This is a genomic window from Pseudomonas sp. MAFF 730105 (assembly GCF_055380705.1).
This window is the reverse complement of sequence record NZ_AP018438.1, coordinates 950,868-976,436: the sequence shown is the minus strand read 5'-3', so window position 1 is coordinate 976,436 and position 25,569 is coordinate 950,868. Positions and strand designations below refer to the sequence as shown.

Genomic DNA, 25,569 nt, shown 5'->3' with positions numbered 1-25,569 from the left:
TGAAAACCGTCACCACGCCCCAAGGGATTTCATGGACAGAACCACTTTCCAACCATTGCTGCTCACCCTCGCCCTGATCGGCTGCGCCCCGCTGGCCCAGGCCGCCACTACCCTGGTCTACTGCTCCGAAGCCAGCCCCGCTGGGTTCGACCCCAGCCAGTACACCAGTGGCACCGACTTCGACGCCTCGGCCGAAACCGTCTTCAACCGTCTCACCCAGTTCAAGCGCGGCGGCACCGAAGTCGAGCCGGGGTTGGCGACGAGCTGGGATGTCTCCGCCGATGGCCTGGTCTACACCTTCCACCTGCGCGACGGCGTGAAATTCCACACCACCGACTACTTCACCCCCACCCGCGACTTCAACGCCGACGACGTGGTGTTCACCTTCCAGCGCCTGCTCGATCCGCAGCAACCGTTCCGCCAGGCCTACCCGACCGAGTCGCCCTACTTCACCGACATGGGTCTGAACACCACGATCAAGAGCGTCGAGAAAGTCGACGAGCACACCGTGCGCTTCAACCTGAACAACGTCGACGCCGCGTTCGTGCAGAACCTGGCGATGAGTTTCGCCTCCGTGCAGTCCGCCGAATACGCGGCGCAGTTATTGAAGGAAGGCAAGGCCGGCGACCTCAACCAGAAACCCGTCGGCACCGGCCCGTTCGTGTTCAAGCGCTACCAGAAGGACTCGCAGATCCGCTACGCCGCCAACACGGCCTACTGGAAACCCGAGGATGTGAGAATCGATAACCTGATCTTTTCCATCACCCCCGACGCCGCCGTGCGCCTGCAAAAGCTCAAGCGCAACGAATGCCAGGTCAGCGGCTACCCGCGTCCGGCGGACATCGAAGTGATGGAACAGGACCCGAACCTGCAAGTGCTCAAGCAACCGGGATTCAACCTGGGTTTCCTCGCCTACAACGTCACGCACCCGCCCCTGGACCAGCTCAAGGTCCGCCAGGCGCTGGACATGGCCATCGACAAACCGGCGATCATCAAGGCGGTGTACCAGAGCGCCGGGCAACTGGCCCAGAACGCCCTGCCGCCGGCCCAGTGGTCATTCGACCCGGCTATCAAGGACGCTCCCCACGACGTGACCAAGGCCAAGGCGCTACTCAAGGAAGCCGGGGTGGCACCCGGTACCACCCTCAATTTATGGGCGATGACGGTGCAACGCGCCTCCAACCCCAACGCGCGGATGTCGGCGCAGATGATCCAGCAGGATTGGGCGAAAATCGGCATCAAGGCCAACATCGTCAGTTATGAGTGGGGTGAGTACATCAAGCGCGCCAAGAACGGCGAACACGACGCGATGATCTACGGCTGGACCGGCGACAACGGCGATCCGGACAACTGGCTCGGCGTGCTCTACAGCTGCGCGGCGGTCAAGGGCAGCAATTACGCCAAGTGGTGCGACCCGGCCTACGACAAGCTGATCCAGCAAGCCAAGGTCTCGACCGACCGCCAGCAACGGATCGACCTGTACCGGCAGGCGCAAAAGATTCTCAAGCAACAGGTGCCCATCACGCCGATTGCCAACTCCACGGTATTCCAGCCGATAAACAAAAAAGTCGTGGATTTCAAACTCAGCCCATTTGGCCTCACACCCTTCTACGGCGTGGGTTTGCAACAGTAGAACCCGCCCCAACCCGGTGCGCGACAAGCTCGTAGCGCACCGTTTAAAAGCAATGTTTGCACCAAAAAAACCGGCGCAAACGATCAACTGCGTCAGAACTTACACAGATGCGACATTAAGGTACGTTCGTGCCACTGTTTCAGATCTGTAACCGCTCTTGATCTTGCATTGGGTATGGGGCCTGCATAAGTATCCGCAGGACGACTCACGAGGTCGCCCTCAAATCCAAAAATGACAACAAATCATGAGGCCAACATGCTTAAACACGCGGTCATTCCGTTTTTAGTCGGCGCAAGCCTATTAGCCAGTGCTCCCTTCGCCCAAGCGGCGACTAACCTGGTGTTCTGCTCCGAGGGCAGCCCGGCGGGTTTCGACCCGGGTCAATACACCACCGGAACCGACTTCGACGCCTCTGCAGAAACCATGTTCAACCGCCTGACCCAGTTCGAACGCGGCGGCACCGCTGTGATTCCTGGCCTGGCGACCAAGTGGGACATTTCCGAAGACGGCCTGACCTACACCTTCCACCTGCGTGAAGGCGTCAAGTTCCACACCACCCCGTACTTCAAGCCGACCCGTACCTTCAACGCCGACGACGTGCTGTTCACCTTCAACCGCATGATCAACAAGGACGATCCGTTCCGTAAGGCGTATCCGACCGAGTTCCCGTACTTCACCGACATGGGGATGGACACCAACATCACCCATATCGATAAAGTCGACGACCACACCGTCAAGTTCACCCTCAAGGACGTCGATGCCGCGTTCATCCAGAACATGGCCATGAGCTTCGCCTCGATCCAGTCCGCCGAATACGCCGCCCAGTTGCTCAAGGAAGGCAAGGCTCCCGACATCAACCAGAAGCCCGTCGGCACTGGTCCGTTCGTGTTCAAGAGCTACCAGAAAGACTCCAACATCCGCTACACCGGGAACAAGGACTACTGGAAGCCTGACGACGTGAAGATCGACAACCTGATCTTCGCCATCACCACCGATCCGTCGGTGCGCATGCAGAAACTCAAGAAAAACGAATGCCAGATCACCCTCTTCCCGCGCCCGGCCGACCTCAAGGCCCTGAAGGAAGACAAGGCCCTGAAGATGCCCGACCAAGCGGGCTTCAACCTGGGTTACATCGCCTATAACGTGATGGACAAGATCAAGGGCAGCAACGAGCCGAACGTGCTGGCTGACCTGAAAGTCCGCCAGGCATTGGACATGGCGGTCAACAAGCCGCAGATCATCGACTCGGTCTACCAAGGCGCCGGCCAGCTGGCGGTCAACGCCATGCCGCCAACCCAGTGGTCCTACGACACCACCATCAAGGACGCCAAGTACGACCCTGAGAAAGCCAAGGCGCTGCTCAAGGAAGCCGGCGTCAAGGAAGGCACCAACATTACCCTGTGGGCTATGCCGGTGCAGCGTCCGTACAACCCGAACGCCAAGTTGATGGCTGAAATGCTGCAGTCCGACTGGAAGAAGATCGGCCTGAACGTCAACATCGTCAGCTACGAATGGGGCGAGTACATCAAGCGTTCCAAAGGCGGCGAGAACCAGGCGATGATCATTGGCTGGAGCGGCGACAACGGTGACCCGGACAACTGGCTCAACGTGCTGTTCGGCTGCGACTCGCTGTCCGGCAACAACTTCTCCAAATGGTGCGACAAGAAATTCGACGGTCTGGTCAAGGAAGCCAAGCGCACCACCGATCAGGCCAAGCGCACCGAACTGTACAAACAGGCACAACACGTCCTCAAGGATGCCGTGCCAATGACACCTATCGCTCACTCGACGGTGTATCAACCCATGCGCGCCAACGTGCAGGACTTCAAGATCAGCCCATTTGGCTTGAACTCCTTCTACGGCGTCAGCGTCAGCAACTGAGGTATGCAACGGCGGCGTCTCCTGACGGCGCCGTTGTTTTATCAGCCAAGACCCAGGAAATCGCCTACCTCCAAAAACATCTGCGCATTACGGCAGCTGCTTGAGGACGTATCGCTCTTTCTCACAAGTCTTTCAGACGTTACGCATTGACTGCCAAACCCACGGCCGTACCGTTGGAATCTGGCAGACCTGCTGACCCTGTGGCATTGCTGCACGCAATGGAATGAACTCAGTGCCCCGGACCTGTCCCGGATGGACGCCGGTTCACTGTTTAACACCCCGAACGAAAGAGGGAGCGTCATGCGCCATACCCTGGTTTTTTCTGCGTTGCTGAGTACCGGCCTGCTGGCCGCGACATCCGTGGCCCAAGCCGCCGCTGGCGGTAGCCTGGTGTTCTGCTCCGAAGGCAGCCCCGCCGGCTTCGACACGGCGCAATACACGACCGCCACCGATAACGATGCCGCCGAGCCGCTGTACAATCGCTTGGCCGAGTTTGAAAAGGGCGCGACCAATGTCGTACCGGGTCTCGCGACAAGTTGGGAGATTTCCGAAGACGGCCTGAAATACACCTTCCACCTGCGCGAAGGGGTGAAATTCCATAGCACCGACTACTTCACGCCGACCCGGGACTTCAACGCCGACGATGTGCTGTTCACCTTCAACCGCATGCTCGATCCGCAGCATCCGTTCCGCAAGGCCTACGCCACCGAATTCCCGTACTTCAACGGCATGAGCCTGAACAAGAACATCGCCAAGGTGGAGAAGACCGGACCGCTGACCGTGGTCATGACCCTCAACAGTGTCGATGCCGCGTTCATCCAGAACATCGCCATGAGCTTCGCCGCGATCCTGTCGGCCGAATATGCCGAGCAGTTGCTCAAGAGCGGCAAGCCGAGCGACATCAATCAGAAACCCATCGGCACCGGCCCGTTCGAGTTCAAGAGCTACCAGAAGGACTCCAACATCCGTTACGTCGCCAACACCCATTATTGGGCGCCGGAGCGGGTCAAGCTGAAGAACCTGATCTTCTCGATCAACACCGACGCCTCCGTGCGAGTACAGAAGCTCAAAGCCAACGAGTGCCAGATTACCCTGCATCCGCGCCCGGCCGATGTACCCGCATTGAAGAACGATCCCAAGCTGCAGTTGATCGAGAAGCCTGGTTTCAACCTCGGCTACATCGCCTATAACACCCGCCACAAACCGTTCGACCAGGTCGAAGTACGCCGTGCGCTGGACATGGCGGTGAACAAGCAGGCCATCCTCAACGCCGTGTACCAGGGCGCGGGGCAACTGGCGGTCAACGCCATGCCACCGACCCAGTGGTCCTACGACGACACGATCAAGGACGCCGCCTACGACCCGGAAAAAGCCAAGGAGTTGCTCAAGGCCGCCGGGGTCAAGGAAGGCACCGAAATCACCCTCTGGGCCATGCCCGTACAACGCCCGTACAACCCCAACGCCAAGCTGATGGCCGAGATGCTCCAGGCCGACTGGGCCAAGATCGGTTTGAAAGTAAAGATCGTCAGCTACGAATGGGGCGAGTACATCAAGCGCACCAAGAACGGTGAGCACGACATCAGCCTGATCGGCTGGACCGGCGACAACGGTGACCCGGACAACTGGCTGGGCACGCTGTACAGCTGCGACGCCATTGGTGGCAACAACTACTCCATGTGGTGCGACCAGGATTACGACAAGCTGATCAAGCAGGCCAAGGTCGTCACCGACCGCGACCAGCGCACCGTGCTCTACAAACAGGCCCAGCAGTTGCTCAAGCAGCAAGTGCCGATCACCCCTGTCGCCCACTCGACGGTCAACCAGCCGCTGAGTGCCAAAGTCGAAGGATTCAAGGTCAGCCCCTTCGGCCGCAACGTGTTCTCGGGCGTCAGCCTGACCCCATAACCGATTAGTCCTACAGCGAGGGCCCTTACGGGCCTTCACGCAGACGTCTTGCCGTAATTTGCCGATCAGGCCCACTGCAAACGTTTGCGAGCTGTAGCCAGTAGTAAAAACCGATAGCCGTATCACCAAAAAAGACCGGCATTAAAAAGAAAGAAAAAGGAGCGTTACCCATGAAATTGAGCAGCACCGCGTTACTGGCCCTGGCCATCAGCAGCATCACGGCTACCGCCTACGCTGAATCTGTAAGTCAGGAGTTCGTACCTACTACTCTGGCAGGCAGCAGCGCCCAAAGCGAAGCTAAAGGTTTCATCGACGGACAGAGCCTGGGCGGCACGACTCGCAACTGGTACGCCAACGAGCTGCGTCGCAGGGACGATCGGTTCAGCTACAAGCCAAACAGCGTTAAAAATGATCCTACCGTGCCCCGGACGCCGATTTCCCGGCGTATCAACTGGGTGCAGGGCACCATCGTCAACTACACCTCGGGCTTTACCCAAGGCACCGTCGGTGTCAGTACGGAAGTAGCTGCCTACAATGCCATCGCGCTGGACCGTGATCGCAAGGATATTGCCGGTGGTTCGAACCGTACCCTCGCAGACTCCAACGGCGACGCCGTGGACCAGTGGAGCAAACTGGGTCTGGCCAACGTCAAGCTCCGTGTCTCGAACACGACGTTGACCGCCGGCCGCCAGAACTTCAGCACGCCTATTGTCGACGTTATCGGTAACCGTCCGTTGCCTTCCAGCTTTGAAGGCGTCAGCCTGCACAGCGAAGAATTCAACAACCTGTCGTTCGATGTCGCCGGGTTCGATCGCGTCTCGCCACGAACCGAACAGAGCCTGTCGAAATTCCGTACCGAGTATTCCGCCACCGGCGTGGAAACCGACAAAGTCTACATGGCAGGTGTGAATTATCAGCCGTTCAAGAGCCTGAAAACCAGCTTGTATGGTGCCAATGTCGAAGACTTCTGGAACCAGTACTACTTCGGCGCCACCCATGAGTTGGGTGACAGCCAGGTGGTGAGCCTGACCACGAGCCTGAACTACTACAAGACCGTCGATGAAGGCAAAAAGCTGATGGGAGATATCGACAACGATACCTACTCCCTGTCGTTCGGTCTTACGCATCAAGCCCACAGCCTGACGTTCTCCTATCAGGAAGTGAACGGTGACGAGTACTTCGACTACCTGCACGAAACCAATGGCATCTACCTGGCCAACTCCCTGCTGTCGGACTTCAACAGCCCGAATGAGAAGTCGTTCCAGATTGCCTATGGCATCAACATGGCCGAGTACGGCGTGCCAGGTCTGAAGTTCAATATCTACCAAGCACGCGGCTGGGGTATTGACGGCACTCATTACAAGGGCACGGCCTATACCGACCCAGGTGCCCAGCGCGGCGACCTGAGCCTGATGGACGGTGAAAGTCACTACGAATACGGCGTCGGCGCGTCTTATGCCGTGCAGAGCGGCCCGCTCAAGGCCACCGCGATTCGTGCCACCTACACGACCCACCGCGCCAGCGAACATCAGGCCGACGGCAACATCAATGAGTTCCGCCTGGTCACCACCATCCCGTTCAACATTCTGTAAACCCTGCGCCGGACGGTCGACTCACGAGGTCGGCCGTCCGGCTTTTGCCGTTTCACCGATTGCAGAGGATATGACGATGAACATGATCCCCCTACGCGCAGCCCTCGCCGCTGCGCTGCTGAGTGTCGCCGTTGGCGCCACGGCCAAACCCCTGGTGGTTTGCACAGAAGCCAGCCCGGAAGGCTTCGACATGGTCCAGTACACGACTGCAGTCACTGCCGACGCCGTGGCGGAAACCATTTTCAATCGCCTGGTCGATTTCAAGCCCGGCACCACCGAAGTGATTCCAGGCCTGGCCGAGTCCTGGGAGATCAGCGACGATGGCCTGACGTACACGTTCCACCTGCGCAACGGCGTCAAGTTCCACACCACCGAATACTTCAAGCCGACCCGCGACATGAACGCCGACGATGTGGTCTGGAGCTTCCAGCGCCAGCTGGACCCGAATCATCCGTGGCACAAACTGTCGAGCGTGGGCTTCCCCTACTTTGAAAGCATGGGCTTCAAAGAGCTGTTGAAAAGCGTCGAGAAAGTCGACGAACACACGGTCAAGTTCACCCTGACCCGCCGCGAAGCGCCGTTCCTGGCCGACGTTGCCATGGCCTTCTCCTCGATCTACCCGGCCGAATACGCCGACCAGTTGCTCAAGGCCAACAAGGCCGGCGACCTCAACAGCAAGCCGGTCGGCACCGGGCCGTTCATCTTCCAGCGCTACAACAAGGACGCCCAGGTTCGCTTCAAGGCCAACCCGGACTACTTCCGCGGCAAGCCGCCGGCCGATGCACTGGTACTGGCCATCGCCACCGACAACAACGTGCGCCTGCAGAAGCTCAAGGCCAATGAGTGCCAGGTCGCGCTGTACCCCAAGCCCGATGACATCCCGAGCATCAAGAAAGACGCCAACCTGAAAGTCGATGAACTGGACGCCATGACCGTGTCCTACGTCGCCCTGAACACCCAGCACAAATACATGAGCGATGTGCGGGTGCGCAAAGCCATCGACATCGCCTTCGACAAGGAAGCCTACGTCAACGCGCTGTTCGGCAAGGGCAACGCCACCGTCGCGGTCAACCCCTACCCACCGACGCTGCTGGGCTTCAATCACGAGTTGAAGAACCCGCCGCGGGACCTGGACAAGGCCCGCCAGTTGCTCAAGGAAGCCGGCGTGCCGGAGGGCACCGTGTTCACTCTGTTCACCCGCAACGGCGGCGGCCCGACCAACCCCAACCCGATGCTCGGCGCGCAGATGATGCAGGCTGACCTGGCGAAAGTCGGGATCAAGGTCGACATCCGCGTCATGGAGTGGGGCGAAATGCTCAAGCGCGCGAAAAACGGCGAGCACGACATGGTCTCCGCCGGATGGGCGGGCGATAACGGCGACCCGGATAACTTCCTGACGCCTATGCTCAGTTGCGAGGCGGCCAAGAACGGCGAAAACTACGCCCGTTGGTGCAACGAGAAATTCCAGGCGCTGATCGACCAGGCCCGCGCCACAGTGAACCCCGAGGAGCGCATCAAGCTCTATGAACAGGCCCAGGTGATTTTCAACCAGGACCAGCCATGGATCAGCATGGCCCACACCCGGATGTTCACGGCAATGCGCAAGAACGTAGAGGGCTACGCCATTAGCCCGCTCACCACCAACAACTTCGCCACCACCCAGGTGAAGTAGATAAGAAAGCGTCCGGTATTCCCTGATCAAAGGGGTGCCGGACATGCCTAACCGGCTGATGAGGTACACCTGAAGATGTTTAGTTTTATTGCCCGCCGACTGGGATTACTGATCCCCACGTTCTTCGGCATCACCTTGCTGACTTTCGCGTTGATTCGCATGATCCCCGGCGACCCCGTGGAAGTGATGATGGGCGAACGTCGGGTCGATCCCGAAATGCATGCTCAGGCAATGGAACGCCTTGGCCTCAACAAGCCGCTGTACGCCCAGTACCTGGACTACATCGGCAAACTGGCCCACGGTGATCTCGGCGAATCGCTGCGCACCCGCGAAAGCGTCTGGACCGAGTTCAGCTCCCTGTTTCCCGCGACCCTGGAACTGTCCATGGCCGCCCTGTTGTTCGCCGGTATCCTGGGCCTGCTGGCCGGGGTGATCGCGGCACTCAAGCGAGGGTCCCTGTTCGACCATGGGGTGATGGGCGTCTCCCTCGCGGGGTATTCGATGCCGATCTTCTGGTGGGGCCTGATCCTGATCATGTTCTTCTCGGTGTCCCTGGGCTGGACCCCGGTGTCGGGACGCATCGACCTGCTCTACGACATCGAGCCGAAAACCGGCTTCATGCTGATCGACACCTTGCTCGCCGATGATCCGGGCGCGTTCCTCGACGCGCTGCACCACCTGATCCTGCCGGCCATCGTGCTGGGCACCATTCCACTGGCGGTGATCGCCCGCATGACCCGCTCTTCGATGCTCGAAGTGCTGCGCGAAGACTACATCCGCACCGCCCGGGCCAAGGGCCTGTCGCCGGCGCGCGTGGTGTTCGTCCACGGCCTGCGCAACGCGCTGATCCCGGTACTGACCGTGGTCGGCCTGCAGGTCGGCACGTTGCTGGCCGGTGCGGTCCTGACCGAAACGATCTTCTCCTGGCCGGGCATCGGCAAGTGGTTGATCGAGGCCATCGGCGCCCGGGACTACCCTGTGGTGCAGAACGGCATCCTGTTAATCGCCTGCCTGGTGATTCTGGTCAACTTCGTCGTGGACATCCTCTACGGCTTTGCCAACCCACGCATCCGTCACCAGCGCTGAGATCAAATCCATGAGTACTCCAACTCCTTCGGTAGCAGTCGATCAAAGCCTGCTGTATCCGTCCCCGTACAAAGAATTCTGGCAGGCGTTTTCCCGTAACAAGGGCGCCGTGGCCGGGTTGATGTTCATGATCCTGGTGGTGTTCTGCGCGATCTTCGCCCCGTGGGTCGCCCCCCATGATCCGAGCGAGCAGTACCGCGACTTCCTGCTGACGCCGCCGGCCTGGCTCGAAGGCGGACAGATCCAGTTCCTGCTGGGCACCGATGAACTGGGCCGCGACCTGCTGTCACGGCTGATCCAGGGTTCGCGCCTGTCGCTGCTGATCGGCTTGTCGTCGGTAGTGATGTCGCTGATCCCGGGCATCCTGCTGGGCCTGTTCGCCGGGTTCTTCCCGCGCATCCTCGGCCCGACCATCATGCGCCTGATGGACATCATGCTGGCCCTGCCTTCGCTGCTGCTGGCCGTGGCGATCGTCGCCATCCTCGGCCCAGGCCTGATCAACACCGTGATCGCCATCGCCATCGTGTCGCTGCCGTCGTACGTGCGCCTGACCCGCGCCGCCGTCATGGGCGAACTGAACCGCGACTACGTGACCGCCGCCCGCCTGGCCGGTGCCGGTCTGCCGCGCCTGATGTTCATCACCGTGCTGCCCAATTGCATGGCACCGCTGATCGTGCAGGCGACCCTGAGCTTTTCCTCGGCCATCCTCGACGCCGCCGCCCTGGGCTTCCTCGGCCTGGGCGTCCAGCCGCCGACTCCGGAGTGGGGCACCATGCTGGCCTCGGCCCGGGACTACATCGAACGCGCCTGGTGGGTCGTGAGCCTGCCCGGTTTGACCATTTTGCTCAGCGTGCTGGCAATCAACCTGATGGGCGACGGCCTGCGCGATGCGCTGGACCCGAAACTCAAGAATGCCGCCTGAGGAGATTCCCATGTCACTGCTAGAAATCAAGAATCTCAACGTCCGCTTCGGCGACGCCAACGCCGTTCCGGTGGTCGATGGCCTGGACCTGAGCGTGGAAAAAGGCGAAGTGCTGGCCATCGTTGGCGAGTCGGGCTCGGGTAAATCCGTGACCATGATGGCGCTGATGGGCCTGATCGAGCACCCCGGCATCGTGACCGCCGATGCGCTGAACTTCGATGGCAAGAACATGCTCAAGCTGAGCGCCCGCCAGCGCCGGCAGATCGTCGGCAAGGACCTGGCGATGGTGTTCCAGGACCCGATGACCGCGCTCAACCCCAGCTACACCGTGGGTTTCCAAATCGAAGAAGTGCTGCGCCTGCACCTGAAGATGTCCGGCAAGGCCGTCCGCAAGCGCGCCATCGAACTGCTGGAAAAAGTCGAGATCCCGGGTGCTGCCAGCCGCATGGACGCCTACCCCCATCAGCTGTCCGGCGGCATGAGCCAGCGCGTGGCGATTGCCATGGCCATTGCTGGCGAGCCGAAGCTGCTGATCGCCGACGAACCGACCACCGCTCTGGACGTGACCATCCAGGCGCAGATCATGGACCTGCTGCTGGCCCTGCAAAAAGAACAGGAAATGGGCCTGGTGCTGATCACCCACGACCTCGCCGTGGTGGCCGAAACCGCCCAGCGCGTCTGCGTGATGTACGCCGGTCAAGCCGTAGAAGTGGGCAAGGTGCCGGAGTTGTTCGACATTCCGGCCCACCCCTACAGCGAAGCATTGTTGGCGGCGATTCCAGAGCACAGCATGGGCGCCGAACGCCTGGCGACCTTGCCGGGCATCGTTCCCGGTCGCTATGACCGTCCACAAGGCTGCCTGCTGTCGCCACGCTGCCCCTACGTGCAGGACAACTGCCGTCAACAGCGCCCCGCCCTTGACCCGAAAACCAACAGCCTCGCCCGCTGCTTCTACCCGTTGAACCAGGAGGTGGCGTGATGGCCGTCGTACTTACCGCCCGTGACCTGACCCGTCATTACGAAGTGTCCCGTGGCATGTTCAAGGGCCACGCCACCGTGCGCGCCCTCAACGGTGTGTCGTTCGAACTCGAGGCCGGCAAGACCCTGGCCGTGGTGGGCGAATCCGGTTGCGGCAAGTCCACCCTCGCCCGGGGCCTGACCCTGATCGAAGAGCCGTCCTCCGGCTCATTGAAAATCGCCGGGCAGGAGGTGGCCGGCGCCAACAAGGCCGAACGCAAGCAGTTGCGCAAAGACGTGCAGATGGTGTTCCAGAGCCCTTACGCGTCCCTCAACCCGCGGCAGAAAATCGGCGATCAATTGGCCGAGCCATTGCTGATCAACACCAACCTGTCGGCCACCGAGCGGCGGGAAAAAGTCCAGGCGATGATGAAGCAGGTGGGCTTGCGCCCCGAGCATTATCAGCGCTATCCACACATGTTCTCCGGCGGCCAGCGCCAGCGCATCGCACTGGCCCGTGCCATGATGCTGCAACCCAAGGTGCTGGTGGCGGACGAACCGACGTCGGCGCTGGACGTGTCGATTCAGGCCCAGGTACTCAACCTGTTCATGGATCTGCAGCAGGAGTTCAACACCGCCTACGTGTTCATTTCACACAACCTGGCGGTGGTGCAACACGTCGCCGACGATGTGATGGTGATGTACCTCGGCCGTCCGGTGGAGATGGGCCCCAACGAGTCGATCTACAGCCGCCCGTTGCATCCGTACACCCAGGCGCTGCTGTCAGCCACACCGACCATCCACCCGGACCCGAACAAGCCGAAGATCAAGATCGTCGGCGAACTGCCCAACCCGCTCAACCCGCCGTCCGGCTGCGCCTTCCACAAGCGCTGTCCGTATGCCACCGAGCGTTGCAAGACCGAAGAGCCGGCCCTGCGTCCTCTGGATAATCGCTTGGTAGCGTGCCACTACGCCGAGCAGTTCCTCGACGGTGCGGCATAACGATTCAGGCACGATCCACTGACCCCGTGGCGAGGAAGCTCGCTCCCTCGCCACGGTCTTCAACTAGTCATTCTGGAGGCTACGTCTGGCTGTCGCCTTCGTCGCCCTCATCCCCATCGTCGGTGTCGGGCTGGTCTATCGTCGAGTCGTCATCGTCCTGATCCCCCGGTTGTGTTTCGGCCGCAGCAAACATCATTGCCCCGTGCGCCCCTTGCCCGCTCGAGGCATGTTGCTCGTGGTCGACGCACTCGGCCCATACAGCGCCGGATCCCAGGGACAACATCACCAACACCTTCAGCAACAACATCACGCGTAGAAACCTATTCATAGCCGATTCCTCTTTCCTGAATAAAGCCGGGACCCCACGGCGTTCAGGAAATCTAATCCCGAACAGGCTGGCTCGTAAGACTAGGACGCAGAATCAGGGGCAGAAATGCCGCTTGGGGACAGACCGCTTTCGAATAGACCTTATTCAAAATTGTCATAATCATCCCGCCGTGGGAGCCGAGCTTGCTCCCACAGGGTTTGGCGTCGTACACAAATATCCTCTCTATCAGCAGTTCCACTGTGGGAGCAGCGCCGTAACAAGGAGGTATAAAAAAGCCCCGCGGCTTTCGCAACGGGGCTTGGGTCTTGCGGCTCAGCGCTTAGTGATGCTCACGGGTCGCGCGGAACTTCACGTCCGGCCAGCGCTCTTCCATCAGCGCCAGGTTGACCCGGGTCGGGGCCAGGTAGGTCAGGTGACCACCACCGTCCAGCGCCAAGTTTTCCACCGCCTTGTTGGTGAATTCCTCAAGCTTCTTCTTGTCGCTGCACTCAATCCAGCGAGCCGAGTACACGGTGATCGGCTCATAGGAGCACTCGACCTTGTATTCCTCCTTCAAGCGGCTGGCGACCACATCGAACTGCAGCACGCCGACCGCGCCGAGGATGATGTCGTTGCTGCGCTCCGGGAAGAACACCTGGGTAGCGCCCTCTTCGGCCAGTTGCTGCAGGCCCTGGCGCAGTTGCTTGGACTTGAGCGGATCCTTCAGGCGTACGCGGCGGAACAGTTCCGGGGCGAAGTGCGGGATGCCGGTGAAACCCAGGACTTCGCCTTCGGTGAAGGTGTCGCCGATCTGGATCGTGCCGTGGTTGTGCAGGCCAATGATGTCACCGGCGAAAGCCTCTTCCAGCTGTTCGCGCTCCGAGGAGAAGAAGGTCAGGGCGTCGCCGATGCGCACGTCCTTGCCGGTGCGCACGTGGCGCATCTTCATGCCTTTTTCGTATTTGCCGGAGCAGATGCGCATGAACGCGATACGGTCGCGGTGCTTGGGGTCCATGTTCGCCTGGATCTTGAAGATGAAGCCCGAGAACTTCTCTTCCACCGGCTCCACGGTGCGCTCGTTGGCGACCCGGGGCAGCGGACGCGGCGCCCAGTCGACCACGGCGTCGAGCACGTGATCCACACCGAAGTTGCCCAGCGCGGTCCCGAAGAACACCGGGGTCATCTGGCCATCAATGAACGCCTGCTGGTCGAATTCATGACAGGCACCCTGCACCAGCTCCAGCTGCTCGACGAAACGTTCGTACTCGTCGCCCAGGTGTGCGCGCGCTTCGTCGGAGTCCAGCCGCTCGATGATCTTGGTTTCGGTGCGCTCATGACCATGACCGGCGGTGTAGACAATGATGTAGTCATCGGCCAGGTGGTACACGCCCTTGAAATCGCGATAGCAGCCGATCGGCCAGGTGATCGGCGCAGCCTTGATCTTCAGGACCGCTTCGATCTCGTCGAGCAGTTCGATCGGGTCACGAATGTCCCGGTCGAGTTTGTTGATGAAGCTGACGATCGGCGTGTCCCGCAGGCGGCAGACTTCCATCAGCGCGATGGTCCGCGGCTCGACGCCTTTACCGCCGTCGAGCACCATCAGCGCCGAGTCCACCGCGGTCAGGGTGCGGTAGGTGTCTTCGGAGAAGTCTTCGTGGCCCGGGGTGTCGAGCAGGTTGATCATGTGTTCGCGATACGGGAACTGCATGACCGACGTGGTAATGGAAATACCCCGCTGCTTTTCCATCTCCATCCAGTCGGAGGTGGCATGGCGGTCGGACTTGCGGGACTTCACCGTACCGGCAACCGCAATCGCCTTGCCCATCAGCAGGAGCTTCTCGGTGATGGTGGTCTTACCGGCATCGGGGTGGGAAATAATGGCGAAAGTGCGGCGTTTCGCGACTTCGGCGGCCTGTTTGGTCATGGGAAATCGCCTGGCAGGTGATTCAAAAAAGGGCGGCGATTATAGCTCAACTTGTGCCAGGAACCGAACCGTTGAGCACATCGAAGATGGCCGCAAGCTTCCTGACAGGGGAACCTTTTGCCCCGTGGAGACGTCCACCCCCCTGCTGCATTTATTCGTCAGGGGCTGAAAAATCAGCAAGTTAGCCTGACGAGGCTGCGCTCATGGCTCGATCCACATGCTGGTTTACCGGCATCGAAAAGAGCTGCTTCTCGCGAACGTTTTCCCGGCAAACCCATGGGTCTGCCGCCCGGGGAAGCGTGCGCCGACTGAAAGACAAAGGAGTCCGCCTGTGGCTATCCGCTATGGCAAAGGGCTGACAGGAGGCGTGGTCGTCGTCGCGCTCCTGGCCCTGTTGGTCCACTGGATCGGCATCGATACGATCCGACATTATCGCGACGACCTGTTGTTCTACCTGCAAGCCCACCTGATGCTGGTACTGGTTTCCATGCTGGCAGCCCTGATCGTGGGCATCCCCGCCGGTATCGCCTTAAGCCGCCCCGGCATGGTCGGGCGCGCCGAGCGCTTCATGCAAGTCTTCAACATCGGCAACACCGTGCCGCCCCTGGCCGTACTGGCCATCGCCCTGGGTGTCCTGGGGATCGGCAGCGGGCCGGCCATCTTCGCCCTGTTCCTCGCCTCGCTGCTGCCCATCGTGCGCAACACCTATGAAGGCCTGAAAAACGTCCAGGGTTCTCTCAAGGAAGCCGCCACCGGCATCGGCATGACCCCGCGCCAGGTGCTGTGGAAAGTCGAACTGCCCAACGCCGTGCCGATCATCGTCGGTGGCGTGCGGGTCGCCCTGGCGATCAACGTCGGCACCGCGCCGCTGGCCTTCCTGATCGGTGCCAACAGCCTTGGCAGCCTGATCTTCCCCGGCATCGCCCTGAACAACCAGCCGCAACTGTTGCTCGGCGCCGCCTGCACCGCCCTGCTGGCGTTGTTGCTCGACGGCCTGGTGACACTGGCCAGCCGCCTCTGGCTGGAGCGCGGTCTGCGACCGTCATAAAGCCGGCTGGATAAAGGAATCGTTATGAAGAAGTTGAGCTTGATACTGGGCTGCGTGCTGCTGTTCGCCGGGTTTGCCCAAGCGGCGGAAAAACCGCTGATCCGCCTCGGGGCCCGGGTCTTCACCGAGCAGACACTGTTGGCGGAAATCACCGCGCAATACCTGCGCAGCAAAGGCTACGACGCGCAGATCACCGGCGGCCTGGGCAGCAACCTGGCCCGCAGCGCCCATGAAACCGGGCAACTGGACCTGCTCTGGGAATACACCGGCGTGTCGCTGGTGGCCTACAACCACGTCACGGAAAAACTCGACAGCGCCCAGTCCTACGCCCGGGTGAAAGCACTCGACGCGAAGAAAGGCCTGGCCTGGCTGGCACCGTCGAAGTTCAGCAACACCTACGCCCTGGCCCTGCCGGAGAAAGTCGCCCGCCAATACCCGCAGATCAGCAACATCAGCCAATTGAACAGCGTGCTGCAGGCCGAAGCGGACAAGAACCATCTGGTGGCCCTGGACACCGAGTTCGCCAACCGCTCCGACGGCCTGGCGGGCATGGTCGAGCAGTACCGCATGAACCTGACCCGCAGGAATATCCGGCAGATGGACGCCGGTCTGGTCTACACCGCCCTGCGCAACGGCCAGGTGTTCGCCGGGCTGGTGTACACCACCGACGGCCGGCTGAACGCCTTCAAGCTGAAATTGCTTGAGGACGACAAGCACTACTTCCCCGACTACACCGCCGCACCGGTGGTGCGCCAGGCGTTCCTCGACGCCCATCCGCAATTGGCCGCGCAGCTCAAGCCGCTGGCCGAGCTGTTCGACGATGAAACCATGCGACAACTCAATGCCCGCGTGGACGTCGACCATGAAAGCCCTTCCGTGGTGGCCGCCGACTTCCTGCGCCAGCACCCCATCAATTGAGGAAAAAGCCATGGAACTGTTGAACGCCTTTTCCCACCTCGACTGGCAGCAGGTGATGCACCTGACCTGGCAGCACATCATGCTGGTGGGCATTGCCGTAAGCCTGGCGATTCTCATCGGCGTGCCGCTGGGCATTTTCATGACCCGCTTCCCGGCGCTCGCCGGCCCATTGCAGGCCAGCGCCACGGTGCTGCTGACAATCCCGTCGATTGCGCTGTTCGGCCTGTTGTTGCCGTTCTATTCCAAGTTCGGCCAGGGCCTGGGCCCGATGCCAGCAATCACCGCCGTGTTTCTCTATTCGCTGTTGCCGATCATGCGCAACACCTACCTGGCCCTCACCGGCGTGGAACCGGGCATCCGTGAAGCCGCCCGTGGCATCGGCATGACCTTCGGCCAACGCCTGCGCATGGTCGAGCTGCCCATCGCCGTACCGGTGATCCTCGCCGGCGTGCGCACCGCCGTGGTCATGAACATCGGCGTCATGACCATCGCCGCCACCATCGGCGCCGGTGGCCTGGGCGTGCTCATCCTCGCTTCCATCAGCCGCAGCGACATGTCGATGCTGATCGTCGGCGCCGTGCTGGTCAGCCTCCTGGCCATCTTCGCCGACCTGCTTCTGCAATGGCTGCAACGCTCGCTGACTAGTAGGGGGTGTTCGCCGCAAATGACGGGCGCGCCGATGCCCCACAAAGCGCAAGACTAGGCGCGAGGAGAGAAGTTTGGTTTATCCAAATGAACGACGAGCAACGACGGATTGCGCTTTGTGGGGCTCGGCCCTACGGGTTGGAGCTGAGATCGCGCCCGTCATTTGCGGCGAACACCCCCTACACAGGATTAACGAAATGATCGAACTCCAGAACCTCAGCAAAACCTTCAAGAGCAACGGAAAAGACGTCAAGGCCGTGGACTCGGTGAACCTGACCGTCAACGAAGGCGAGATCTGCGTATTCCTCGGGCCGTCGGGCTGTGGCAAGAGCACCACGCTGAAGATGATCAATCGCCTGATCCCGCCCACCTCGGGCAAGGTGCTGATCAACGGTGAAGACACCACCGACCTCGACGAGGTGACCTTGCGCCGCAACATCGGCTATGTGATCCAGCAGATCGGCCTGTTCCCGAACATGACCATCGAGGAAAACATCGTGGTGGTGCCGAAGCTGCTCGGCTGGGACAAGCAGAAATGCCACGACCGCGCCCGCGAGCTGATGAGCATGATCAAACTCGAACCCAAGCAGTACCTGCATCGCTATCCACGTGAACTGTCGGGCGGCCAGCAGCAACGGATCGGCGTGATCCGCGCCCTGGCGGCAGACGCGCCGTTGTTGCTGATGGACGAACCCTTCGGCGCGGTGGACCCGATCAACCGCGAGATGATCCAGAACGAGTTCTTCGACATGCAGCGGGCGCTGAACAAGACCGTGATCATGGTCAGCCATGACATCGACGAAGCCATCAAGCTGGGGGACAAGATCGCGATCTTCCGTGCCGGCAAGCTGGTCCAGTGTGACCACCCGGACACGCTACTGGCACACCCGGCCGACGACTTCGTCAGCAACTTCGTCGGCCAGGACAGCACGCTCAAGCGCCTGCTGCTGGTCAAGGCCGAGGACGCAGCCGACAACGCCCCCTCGGTCAGCCCGGAAACCCCGGTGGCCGAGGCACTGGAGTTGATGGACGAGCATGACCGTCGCTACGTGGTGGTCACCTGCGCCGAGAACAAGGCCCTGGGCTATGTACGCCGTCGCGACCTGCACCGCCAGACCGGCACCTGCGCGCAATTCCTGCGGGAGTTCAATGCCACGGCCGCCTATGACGAGCATTTGCGGATCCTGCTGTCGCGCATGTACGAGTTCAACCGCTCGTGGCTGCCGGTGATGGACGCCGAACGGGTCTTCCTCGGCGAGGTGACCCAGGAATCCATCGCCGAGTACCTGAGTTCCGGCAAGTCCCGTGGCGGCAAGACCAGCATCGTCTCGCCGGCCGAGACCGCGCAGGCTTAATTGCCCACAAACCCTGTGGGAGCCAAGCTTGCTCGCGATAGCGGCGGCACAGCCAGCACTGCCGCCAACTGACCCACCGCCATCGCGAGCAAGCTCAGCTCCCACAGGGTTGCGGGTTTATCATCGCAATCGTCTGTCCCCAGAACGCCTCGTTAACTCATCCAACGGGAACATCAATCCGTCACACAGGTCGGTTACATCAGGAGCTGTCGCGGACCGCACGACGGATGTGTGCAAAAACGCGACATTTTTAGTTGATCTCAGGCCCCTCACGCCCTAAAGTTCGCGCCGAACGTCCATGCTGGAAACGATCCATCCGGCTCAAGTACTGACGACGAGACAGCAAGGCCAAGGGCACCACGCAGCCCATGGCCTTTTTGCTTTCGGCGACATGCCTTGGGAAGTAGGCGAACCAAAGTGGGGATACGGAGGACGTTCACGGGGGCAGCTTGCCCTCAAACCCATTGATCCTGATGTTTGCCAGTAGGAGTCCCAACGTATGTCGATCCAGGTCGAAGATTATTTCGCGCGCGAAACCTTTCAGAAAATGAAGGCGTTCGCCGACAAGCAGGAAACCCCGTTCGTGGTGATCGACACCGCGATGATCTCCCAGGCCTACGACGACCTGCGCGCAGGTTTCGAGTTCGCCAAGGTCTACTACGCCGTGAAGGCCAACCCGGCGGTGGAGATCATCGACCTGCTCAAGGAAAAAGGCTCGAACTTCGACATCGCCTCGATCTATGAGCTGGACAAGGTCCTGAGCCGGGGCGTTACCCCCGACCAGATCAGCTACGGCAACACCATCAAGAAGTCCCGGGACATCCGCTACTTCTACGAAAAAGGCGTGCGCCTGTACGCCACCGACTCCGAAGCCGACCTGCGCAACATCGCCAAGGCAGCGCCGGGCTCGAAAGTCTATGTACGTATCCTGACCGAAGGTTCGACCACCGCTGACTGGCCCCTGTCGCGCAAATTCGGCTGCCAGACCGATATGGCCATGGACCTGCTGATCCTGGCCCGTGACCTGGGCCTGGTGCCATACGGCATCTCGTTCCACGTTGGCTCGCAACAGCGCGACATCAGCGTCTGGGACGCCGCCATTGCCAAGGTCAAGGTGATCTTCGAGCGTCTCAAGGAAGAAGACGGCATCGAGTTGAAACTGATCAACATGGGCGGCGGTTTCCCGGCCAACTACATCACCCGCACCAACAGCCTGGAAACCTACGCCGAGGAAATCATCCGTTTCCTCAAGGAAGACTTCGGCGACGACCTGCCGGAAATCATCCTCGAGCCGGGCCGTTCGCTGATTGCCAACGCCGGTATCCTGGTCAGTGAAGTGGTGCTGGTCGCCCGTAAATCCCGTACCGCCGTCGAGCGTTGGGTCTACACCGACGTGGGCAAGTTCTCCGGCCTGATCGAAACCATGGACGAAGCCATCAAGTTCCCGATCTGGACCGAGAAGAAAGGCGAGATGGAAGAAGTGGTCATCGCCGGCCCGACCTGCGACAGCGCCGACATCATGTACGAGAACTACAAGTACGGCCTGCCACTGAACCTGGCCATCGGTGATCGTCTGTACTGGCTGTCGACCGGCGCCTACACCACCAGCTACAGCGCCGTGGAATTCAATGGCTTCCCGCCGCTGAAGTCGTTCTACGTATAACGCAACCTGTCGATAGAAAGGTCCATGCAGCATGCATGGACCTTTTTTATTTGCGCAGCCAGTTCTCGAAATCCTCCAGCAGCGCCACGCATTGACCTAGCGCTTTCATGGCGGTGCTCAATTTCGAATTCAGTTCTCCCAGCCGCACCGCGTAGCTTGCGCGCCTGAGTGTCAGGACCACGTCCTCCATACGCTGATATAAATCCTGCGCCAACAAGCCCATCTGTCCGTTCAGGTTTTTGAATGCCTTGAACAGCAGGGCAATGTCGGCCTTGTATTCCATCGCCCTGATCGAAGCGTCCCGAGAGGAATAAACCAGGTTCCAGGCGGGTGTGGTAATCGCCTCTTGAAATAACATCTGCGCCACGCTCGGTTGGAGGTGGCAACGACAAGCGCGGTGATCCATGGCGCTGGTGAACGCCGGGTTCAACCCGAGCGACTCTCGATACAGTTCATCGAAACGAAACACCCACTGCCTGATCGCGCTTCTATGGTTGATAAAGCGCAAGTGAAGCTCATGAGTCAGGTCCTCGACCTTCGTCGGAGGAGCCAGCAACCATCGCGCTGAACGGGACAAACTGAACAGCCTGAAATCCACGTGTTCAATCGCTTCCCTTCTGGAGAACCGCGCGGTGATGTCGAGTGCATCCCGGCTGAAAACCGCCAGTACATCCACATCCTTTTTCAAGGACATTTTGAGCTCATTGACGTAGCGCCAGAGCGCCGATAGATACTGTCCGTTGAAGAATGCGTTGTTCCATCTTGAATCCATCGCCAACACGGATGGCTGATGGCCCGCACTTCGACGCCGTTCAAAAGCGCCCGAGATGTTATCCAGGATCGAGCGCAGGGAAACCAGGAAGTGGGCGTAGCGCTCCAGGGTCTTTCGCTGCGCTCCCGTCCATGCATAGCCAAGTTGATCCATAGGCTGTCCTTGGCGATGGCAGACATGGGTCCACCATCGCTTCATTAATGGAAATGTCCATTGCGGTCAGGAAGACTCCGCTCCGATGCGTGGGTTAATCACGGAGGGGGCGCAAATGGTTGATCATGCCTGGGATAAGATCACATGCGCTGCGTACGCGCGCCTCGACAGGTTGCGACTTCTGCGGCTCGAAAGCCCCCGCGAACTGTTCAAACGCAGCCACGATATTCAGGAACTCCTTAAGAAAATTCCCACGTCCACTGTTCAATGCGTCAAGCGTCTGGACCAGTTCAACTTTGCCCTGGATCAGGGCGATGTCCCTGGTATACGCCTCTGCCTCCAGGCGAAGTTGTCTGGCCCGTTCCTCAAGCCGGTTGTACCCGGCAACCATGTTGAGATAGGAAATGGTTTCGGCGATGCCGGAGAGCGTTTTCTTCAGCGTGTCCATGGCCAACATCGCAATTTGCACCTGAGGAGGCGCCATGCCCATCGCCATCAGATTATCCACGGTCAATTGGGCCTGCTGACCGATTTTTTCCACGCCGGCTCTTCCAATCAACTCAATCGCATCGGCAACCGATTTCATCTGCTCATCCAATTCGACTCGCTTGGCCTCGACCTTGTTTTTTTGCGCCTCCGCAAACGCCCGGTCTTGCTCCAGTGTGGCGATCCATTGCGCCGAGGCGCTCTTGTCATAGCGGGCACCCAAATCGACTTGGAGTGCTTTCAATTCGCGGGTCTGCTGCGCGACGGCAACGAACACCTCTTGAAGCTCATCTTCCATCTCCCTGGAAATTTCAAGTTGCTCATTCCTGTCATGGGCGTTTTCAAAATCCTCCTGAATCTGCTTGAGGTTGCCGAGCGCCCGGTCCAATACATACATCGTTGTCTGCGCACGGCTGCGCAAGCCAAACGTCGTACTGTCGATCACAAGCGCCAGGCCGGTCATTCTCTCTACCACACCCGGCAGATAAGCGTGCCGCTGAAACAACATCTGTGCCCGAACGCTGGAGTTCTGAACGCTCGAGTTATGACCGCGTAACGCCATCACCTCAAAAGCCGGATAATCGGCAACCCTCAACATCATCCGCCCCATCCTCCTTGATACCAAATTACCCATTTCGTACTCCCGTTGAGCTTCTGCAAACACTGCAAGCAATGCATCGGAACTGGTGCGAATATGCCGCCAAGGCGTGAGCACTTTTCTCACGCTCCGGATAAACCGACTCAAGTTCACGGCGTTATTTATTTTATCCACCTCCTTTACCGAGGAATCGATATACAAGCCGAGCGATTCCCATACCAGCATGAGGTTCTGGGTTGCCACTTCAGCTTCAATCGTAACGGCACTCAGGTTCTGCAGATCGCCGCGCACGCGATTCAACGAACTCAGTGTCTGGCTCTTGCTGGCCATGTTCTGGATGGCAATGTCCTGTACTTCTTTCAATTGTTTGCGTTGATTGCGTATTCTCTCGGCCTGGACCCCTTGGTAGATGCCAAGAATCAACCCGCCGACATTGAGGGTGGCGGCGGCGACAATCGCTTCCTTCACCATCTGATCGTACTTCTTATTAAGCTCATCGAGCTCCGCGGCACGCTGATCGATATCATCCTGAAGCGCTTGAATGTCTTGCCGATAGGAATTTTCGCTCACCGCTTTCAACCGCAGCTTGACTTCCGGCAGCACCTTTTCCCGCAGGTCCGTGCCGAAGCGGTCCAGCTCCGACCTGACACTTTGCGCCTTCGCCTGGCAATCCTTCACATCAGAAAGCATGGCATTGAGGTAGTACTTGATCTCTGGAATATCTCCCGAAGGCAGCGTCACGTCGGGGAGCCTGGGGTGTTTGAGCTTGAGCTGCAGGTATTCCTCTACGGTGTTGATTCCATGTTCCCTGAGGTGTTTCGATATCTCACTGTCGTCATAAATCTCAACGATCCCTGCGCCATTCTCGAGGATCTTTTCGGCAAACAATTTCAGATGAGTGCCGGTCAGCATGATCTCCCGACGCAACGGCGCCCAACGCTTGGCATGGTCATAGGTCATTGTGAAGGTGCGCAGAAAATCCCTGGCTGTCAGCCCGAGACCGCCATCATCACCTGCGCCATAATTCAAATAGGCAACCACATCGTTATAACGGTAAGGTAGCGACAAGCCGAGCACCTCATACCTGCGCAGACTGATGATCTGCTCTTTGGTAAGTTGTATGCCAGGTTCCCGGTTATATTCGCTCCCACCGCCCAAAGACGCCTCTATAAAAACCTTGGGCGCTTGCGCTGCGGCCTCGACGACCTTATCGTCAAAGTTAAATTCCATCGTAGACTTCCTGTCTTCTAAAGTTCATTTAAGTTGCGTCGATGGTAATCCGAGTGAAACATCACAAACATAGTTACCGATCGCGCAAAATGACTCTAAAGCAGTTGCGCGCACGCCCACTACTCTTCAACTATTAGAAAACAAGACAATGGCCCGAGAGCCCGGACAAGCGCTGAGCCAATGGCAAATATTCAGTCATTACCAAGCGTTAACAACGCTTTATCTGGAGCCAGAATAATGAGCGGAGCCGACGCAACTATTGCAACTGGGTCAGTTGCAATAAACGTTGTCGGTAAATATGCGCCATGGCGCGAATCTCAGGGTGGGAGGCCCGCGACAACGATTCACCGCTCACCCGCAGGAAATTCACATTCCCGGCAGCCAGCGCCTTGCGCAACCAGCCCAAGGCCTCGTCAATGAGCCCCTCCCCCGCCAGCACCGCCGCATGGCTGAACTGCCCCCGAAAGTCGCCACCTTCGGCCGACCGTCGATACCACTGAACCGCCGCCAACGGATCCGCCGGACAATAGCGTCCATCTTCCAGGTAACGCCCCAGCAGATTCATCGACTTTGCGTGGCCCGCCTCGGCGGCGCGACGGTAGAGACTCAAGGCCTGCGCCTGGTCTTCGGCCACACCTCGACCGGTCGCCAGCAGGTTGGCGTAGTTGTACATCCCCCAGTCCAACCCCGCCTCGGCGGCCAGGCGATAATGCCGGGCGGCGACGCTGGCATCGGCGACACAACCCCAGCCGTGTTCATGGCAACGTCCCAGCATGTTGCGCGCCATCGGATGCCCGCGCCGCGCAGCAATACCGAACCAACGTACCGCCAGGGCCGAATCCCGGGCGATGCCCTGGCCGTCGAGCAGGATCTGCCCCAACAACGCCTGGGCATCGAGCACGCCTTCAGCCGCCGCGAGCAGGATCGCCTGGGCGGCCCGCGCCGGGCTCTCTTCAAGCATGGCCTTGAGACGTTCGCCGTCGAGCGCTTCCTTGCGGCGCAGACGAAAATCCGCCATCTACACCTCGACCCAGCGGCGCAGCAGGTTGTGGTAAGTGCCGGTCAGGCGAATCAACGAAGGATGATCCGGCACGTCGCGGGTCAATGCCTGGATCGCCCCGTCCATCTCGAACAGCAACGCACGCTGGCTGTCTTCGCGCACCAGGCTCTGGACCCAGAAGAACGACGCATAGCGGGCACCACGAATCACCGGATTGACCTTGTGCAGACTGGTGCCCGGGTACAACACCATATCTCCGGCCGGCAGCTTGACCCGTTGGGTGCCGTAGGTGTCCTGGATCTCCAACTCGCCGCCGTCGTAGTCCTGGGGATCGCTGAAGAACAGAGTGGCCGACAGGTCGGTGCGCACCCGTTCTGCGCTGCCCTTGGGTTGGCGCACGGCGTTGTCGATATGGAAGTCGAAACTGCCGCCAGCGCTATAGCAGTTCAACAGCGGCGGGAACACCTTGTGGGGTATCGCGGCAGACATGAACAGCGGATTGCTCCACAACCGTTCAAGCATCGCAGCACCGATTTCCTTGGCCAAGGGATGGCCCTCGGGCAATTGCAGGTTGTGCTTGGCCTTGGCCGACTGGTAACCGGCGGTGATTTTCCCGTCCGCCCACTCGGCCTGTTCCAGCGCCTCGCGGATGCGCTGCACTTCGTCAGGAGAAAACACACCGGGAATGTGCAGCAACATGAGATCAAGCCTGTGGATAAAACGGGCGCCAATGGTAGTGATTCTTATTGACTGTGCACAACCCCCACGACGTATCACGTGATCAACACCGTAAAGCCAAACTGTAAAGAATGTAAATTCC

At 59.8% G+C, this 25,569-nt stretch carries 20 protein-coding genes; 14 read left to right on the top strand and 6 right to left on the bottom strand.

From position 1 onward, the window contains the following. The first annotated feature begins 31 nt into the window (after positions 1–31). The 9 genes from PCOSP_RS04130 to PCOSP_RS04090 all read left to right on the top strand — a co-directional run bounded on the left by PCOSP_RS04130 (position 32) and on the right by PCOSP_RS04090 (position 12,650). Positions 32–1,633, top strand: coding sequence for an ABC transporter substrate-binding protein (locus PCOSP_RS04130; protein WP_464710399.1), 1,602 nt, complete (start codon positions 32–34; stop codon positions 1,631–1,633). Between the two features lie 255 nt (positions 1,634–1,888). Continuing rightward, the gene (locus PCOSP_RS04125) at positions 1,889–3,514 is read left to right on the top strand and encodes an ABC transporter substrate-binding protein (RefSeq protein WP_139648261.1); all 1,626 of its coding nucleotides are present in this window, start codon (positions 1,889–1,891) and stop codon (positions 3,512–3,514) included. Between the two features lie 300 nt (positions 3,515–3,814). After that, entirely contained in the window at positions 3,815–5,419 is a 1,605-nt protein-coding gene (locus tag PCOSP_RS04120) for an ABC transporter substrate-binding protein (protein ID WP_139648259.1), read from the top strand. A gap of 170 nt (positions 5,420–5,589) precedes the next feature. Next, the gene (locus PCOSP_RS04115; RefSeq protein ID WP_175385530.1) at positions 5,590–7,011 is read left to right on the top strand and encodes an OprD family porin; all 1,422 of its coding nucleotides are present in this window, start codon (positions 5,590–5,592) and stop codon (positions 7,009–7,011) included. 76 nt (positions 7,012–7,087) lie between these two features. Then, positions 7,088–8,683 carry an ABC transporter substrate-binding protein gene (locus PCOSP_RS04110; RefSeq protein ID WP_464710398.1) on the top strand — a complete coding sequence of 532 codons (1,596 nt, stop codon included), beginning with the start codon at positions 7,088–7,090 and terminating at the stop codon, positions 8,681–8,683. Between the two features lie 75 nt (positions 8,684–8,758). Next, positions 8,759–9,769, top strand: a complete 1,011-nt coding sequence (locus PCOSP_RS04105; RefSeq protein ID WP_175385532.1) for an ABC transporter permease subunit — start codon at positions 8,759–8,761, stop codon at positions 9,767–9,769. Between the two features lie 10 nt (positions 9,770–9,779). Then, positions 9,780–10,691 (top strand): ABC transporter permease subunit, encoded by a 912-nt coding sequence (locus PCOSP_RS04100; RefSeq protein ID WP_041020610.1) that lies wholly within the window; start codon positions 9,780–9,782, stop codon positions 10,689–10,691. A gap of 10 nt (positions 10,692–10,701) precedes the next feature. After that, the gene (locus tag PCOSP_RS04095) at positions 10,702–11,670 is read left to right on the top strand and encodes an ABC transporter ATP-binding protein (protein ID WP_464710397.1); all 969 of its coding nucleotides are present in this window, start codon (positions 10,702–10,704) and stop codon (positions 11,668–11,670) included. Further along, positions 11,670–12,650, top strand: coding sequence for a peptide ABC transporter ATP-binding protein (locus PCOSP_RS04090; protein ID WP_464710396.1), 981 nt, complete (start codon positions 11,670–11,672; stop codon positions 12,648–12,650). The genes PCOSP_RS04095 and PCOSP_RS04090 overlap by 1 nt, the downstream gene beginning before the upstream one ends. A gap of 79 nt (positions 12,651–12,729) precedes the next feature. Here PCOSP_RS04090 and PCOSP_RS04085 read toward each other — a convergent pair whose 3' ends face one another. Together PCOSP_RS04085 and PCOSP_RS04080 are read right to left on the bottom strand one after the other, a co-directional pair. Continuing rightward, on the bottom strand, positions 12,730–12,978 hold the full coding sequence (locus PCOSP_RS04085) for a hypothetical protein (RefSeq protein WP_139648252.1): 249 nt from the start codon (positions 12,976–12,978) through the stop codon (positions 12,730–12,732). A gap of 319 nt (positions 12,979–13,297) precedes the next feature. Next, a complete protein-coding gene (locus PCOSP_RS04080) occupies positions 13,298–14,881 on the bottom strand; it encodes a peptide chain release factor 3 (protein ID WP_139648247.1) in 1,584 nt (527 codons plus the stop codon). Between the two features lie 331 nt (positions 14,882–15,212). Here PCOSP_RS04080 and PCOSP_RS04075 point away from each other — a divergent pair, with 331 nt between their 5' ends. The 5 genes from PCOSP_RS04075 (at position 15,213) to PCOSP_RS04055 (ending at position 20,510) form a co-directional block, all read left to right on the top strand. Then, positions 15,213–15,929: an ABC transporter permease gene (locus PCOSP_RS04075; RefSeq protein WP_055126890.1), complete on the top strand. Its 717-nt coding sequence runs from the start codon at positions 15,213–15,215 to the stop codon at positions 15,927–15,929. A 24-nt stretch (positions 15,930–15,953) separates the two neighbouring features. After that, on the top strand, positions 15,954–16,847 hold the full coding sequence (locus PCOSP_RS04070; protein ID WP_464710394.1) for a glycine betaine ABC transporter substrate-binding protein: 894 nt from the start codon (positions 15,954–15,956) through the stop codon (positions 16,845–16,847). Between the two features lie 10 nt (positions 16,848–16,857). Further along, positions 16,858–17,550 carry an ABC transporter permease gene (locus tag PCOSP_RS04065; RefSeq protein WP_175361765.1) on the top strand — a complete coding sequence of 231 codons (693 nt, stop codon included), beginning with the start codon at positions 16,858–16,860 and terminating at the stop codon, positions 17,548–17,550. Positions 17,551–17,689: 139 nt separating this feature from the next. Beyond that, a complete protein-coding gene (locus PCOSP_RS04060) occupies positions 17,690–18,847 on the top strand; it encodes an osmoprotectant ABC transporter ATP-binding protein OsmV (RefSeq protein WP_139648241.1) in 1,158 nt (385 codons plus the stop codon). A 499-nt stretch (positions 18,848–19,346) separates the two neighbouring features. After that, positions 19,347–20,510: a type III PLP-dependent enzyme gene (locus tag PCOSP_RS04055; protein ID WP_024781129.1), complete on the top strand. Its 1,164-nt coding sequence runs from the start codon at positions 19,347–19,349 to the stop codon at positions 20,508–20,510. A 46-nt stretch (positions 20,511–20,556) separates the two neighbouring features. Here the strand turns inward: PCOSP_RS04055 and PCOSP_RS04050 are convergent, their stop codons facing one another. The 4 genes from PCOSP_RS04050 to PCOSP_RS04035 all read right to left on the bottom strand — a co-directional run bounded on the left by PCOSP_RS04050 (position 20,557) and on the right by PCOSP_RS04035 (position 25,448). After that, positions 20,557–21,435, bottom strand: coding sequence for a hypothetical protein (locus PCOSP_RS04050; RefSeq protein ID WP_464710393.1), 879 nt, complete (start codon positions 21,433–21,435; stop codon positions 20,557–20,559). 94 nt (positions 21,436–21,529) lie between these two features. Next, positions 21,530–23,749 carry an alpha-xenorhabdolysin family binary toxin subunit A gene (locus PCOSP_RS04045; protein ID WP_464710392.1) on the bottom strand — a complete coding sequence of 740 codons (2,220 nt, stop codon included), beginning with the start codon at positions 23,747–23,749 and terminating at the stop codon, positions 21,530–21,532. A 256-nt stretch (positions 23,750–24,005) separates the two neighbouring features. Continuing rightward, positions 24,006–24,767: a tetratricopeptide repeat protein gene (locus PCOSP_RS04040; protein WP_139648235.1), complete on the bottom strand. Its 762-nt coding sequence runs from the start codon at positions 24,765–24,767 to the stop codon at positions 24,006–24,008. Then, positions 24,768–25,448, bottom strand: a complete 681-nt coding sequence (locus tag PCOSP_RS04035) for a Fe2+-dependent dioxygenase (protein WP_175385538.1) — start codon at positions 25,446–25,448, stop codon at positions 24,768–24,770. Positions 25,449–25,569 lie beyond the last annotated feature (121 nt).

Bases quoted from the DNA above. Each gene is read 5' to 3' on its own strand.
- PCOSP_RS04130 (WP_464710399.1), top strand. From the start codon at position 32: ATGGACAGAACCACTTTCCAACCATTGCTGCTCACCCTCGCCCTGATC.
- PCOSP_RS04125 (WP_139648261.1), top strand. From the start codon at position 1,889: ATGCTTAAACACGCGGTCATTCCGTTTTTAGTCGGCGCAAGCCTATTA.
- PCOSP_RS04120 (WP_139648259.1), top strand. From the start codon at position 3,815: ATGCGCCATACCCTGGTTTTTTCTGCGTTGCTGAGTACCGGCCTGCTG.
- PCOSP_RS04115 (WP_175385530.1), top strand. From the start codon at position 5,590: ATGAAATTGAGCAGCACCGCGTTACTGGCCCTGGCCATCAGCAGCATC.
- PCOSP_RS04110 (WP_464710398.1), top strand. From the start codon at position 7,088: ATGAACATGATCCCCCTACGCGCAGCCCTCGCCGCTGCGCTGCTGAGT.
- PCOSP_RS04105 (WP_175385532.1), top strand. From the start codon at position 8,759: ATGTTTAGTTTTATTGCCCGCCGACTGGGATTACTGATCCCCACGTTC.
- PCOSP_RS04100 (WP_041020610.1), top strand. From the start codon at position 9,780: ATGAGTACTCCAACTCCTTCGGTAGCAGTCGATCAAAGCCTGCTGTAT.
- PCOSP_RS04095 (WP_464710397.1), top strand. From the start codon at position 10,702: ATGTCACTGCTAGAAATCAAGAATCTCAACGTCCGCTTCGGCGACGCC.
- PCOSP_RS04090 (WP_464710396.1), top strand. From the start codon at position 11,670: ATGGCCGTCGTACTTACCGCCCGTGACCTGACCCGTCATTACGAAGTG.
- PCOSP_RS04085 (WP_139648252.1), bottom strand. From the start codon at position 12,978: ATGAATAGGTTTCTACGCGTGATGTTGTTGCTGAAGGTGTTGGTGATG.
- PCOSP_RS04080 (WP_139648247.1), bottom strand. From the start codon at position 14,881: ATGACCAAACAGGCCGCCGAAGTCGCGAAACGCCGCACTTTCGCCATT.
- PCOSP_RS04070 (WP_464710394.1), top strand. From the start codon at position 15,954: ATGAAGAAGTTGAGCTTGATACTGGGCTGCGTGCTGCTGTTCGCCGGG.
- PCOSP_RS04065 (WP_175361765.1), top strand. From the start codon at position 16,858: ATGGAACTGTTGAACGCCTTTTCCCACCTCGACTGGCAGCAGGTGATG.
- PCOSP_RS04060 (WP_139648241.1), top strand. From the start codon at position 17,690: ATGATCGAACTCCAGAACCTCAGCAAAACCTTCAAGAGCAACGGAAAA.
- PCOSP_RS04055 (WP_024781129.1), top strand. From the start codon at position 19,347: ATGTCGATCCAGGTCGAAGATTATTTCGCGCGCGAAACCTTTCAGAAA.
- PCOSP_RS04050 (WP_464710393.1), bottom strand. From the start codon at position 21,435: ATGGATCAACTTGGCTATGCATGGACGGGAGCGCAGCGAAAGACCCTG.
- PCOSP_RS04045 (WP_464710392.1), bottom strand. From the start codon at position 23,749: ATGGAATTTAACTTTGACGATAAGGTCGTCGAGGCCGCAGCGCAAGCG.
- PCOSP_RS04040 (WP_139648235.1), bottom strand. From the start codon at position 24,767: ATGGCGGATTTTCGTCTGCGCCGCAAGGAAGCGCTCGACGGCGAACGT.
- PCOSP_RS04035 (WP_175385538.1), bottom strand. From the start codon at position 25,448: ATGTTGCTGCACATTCCCGGTGTGTTTTCTCCTGACGAAGTGCAGCGC.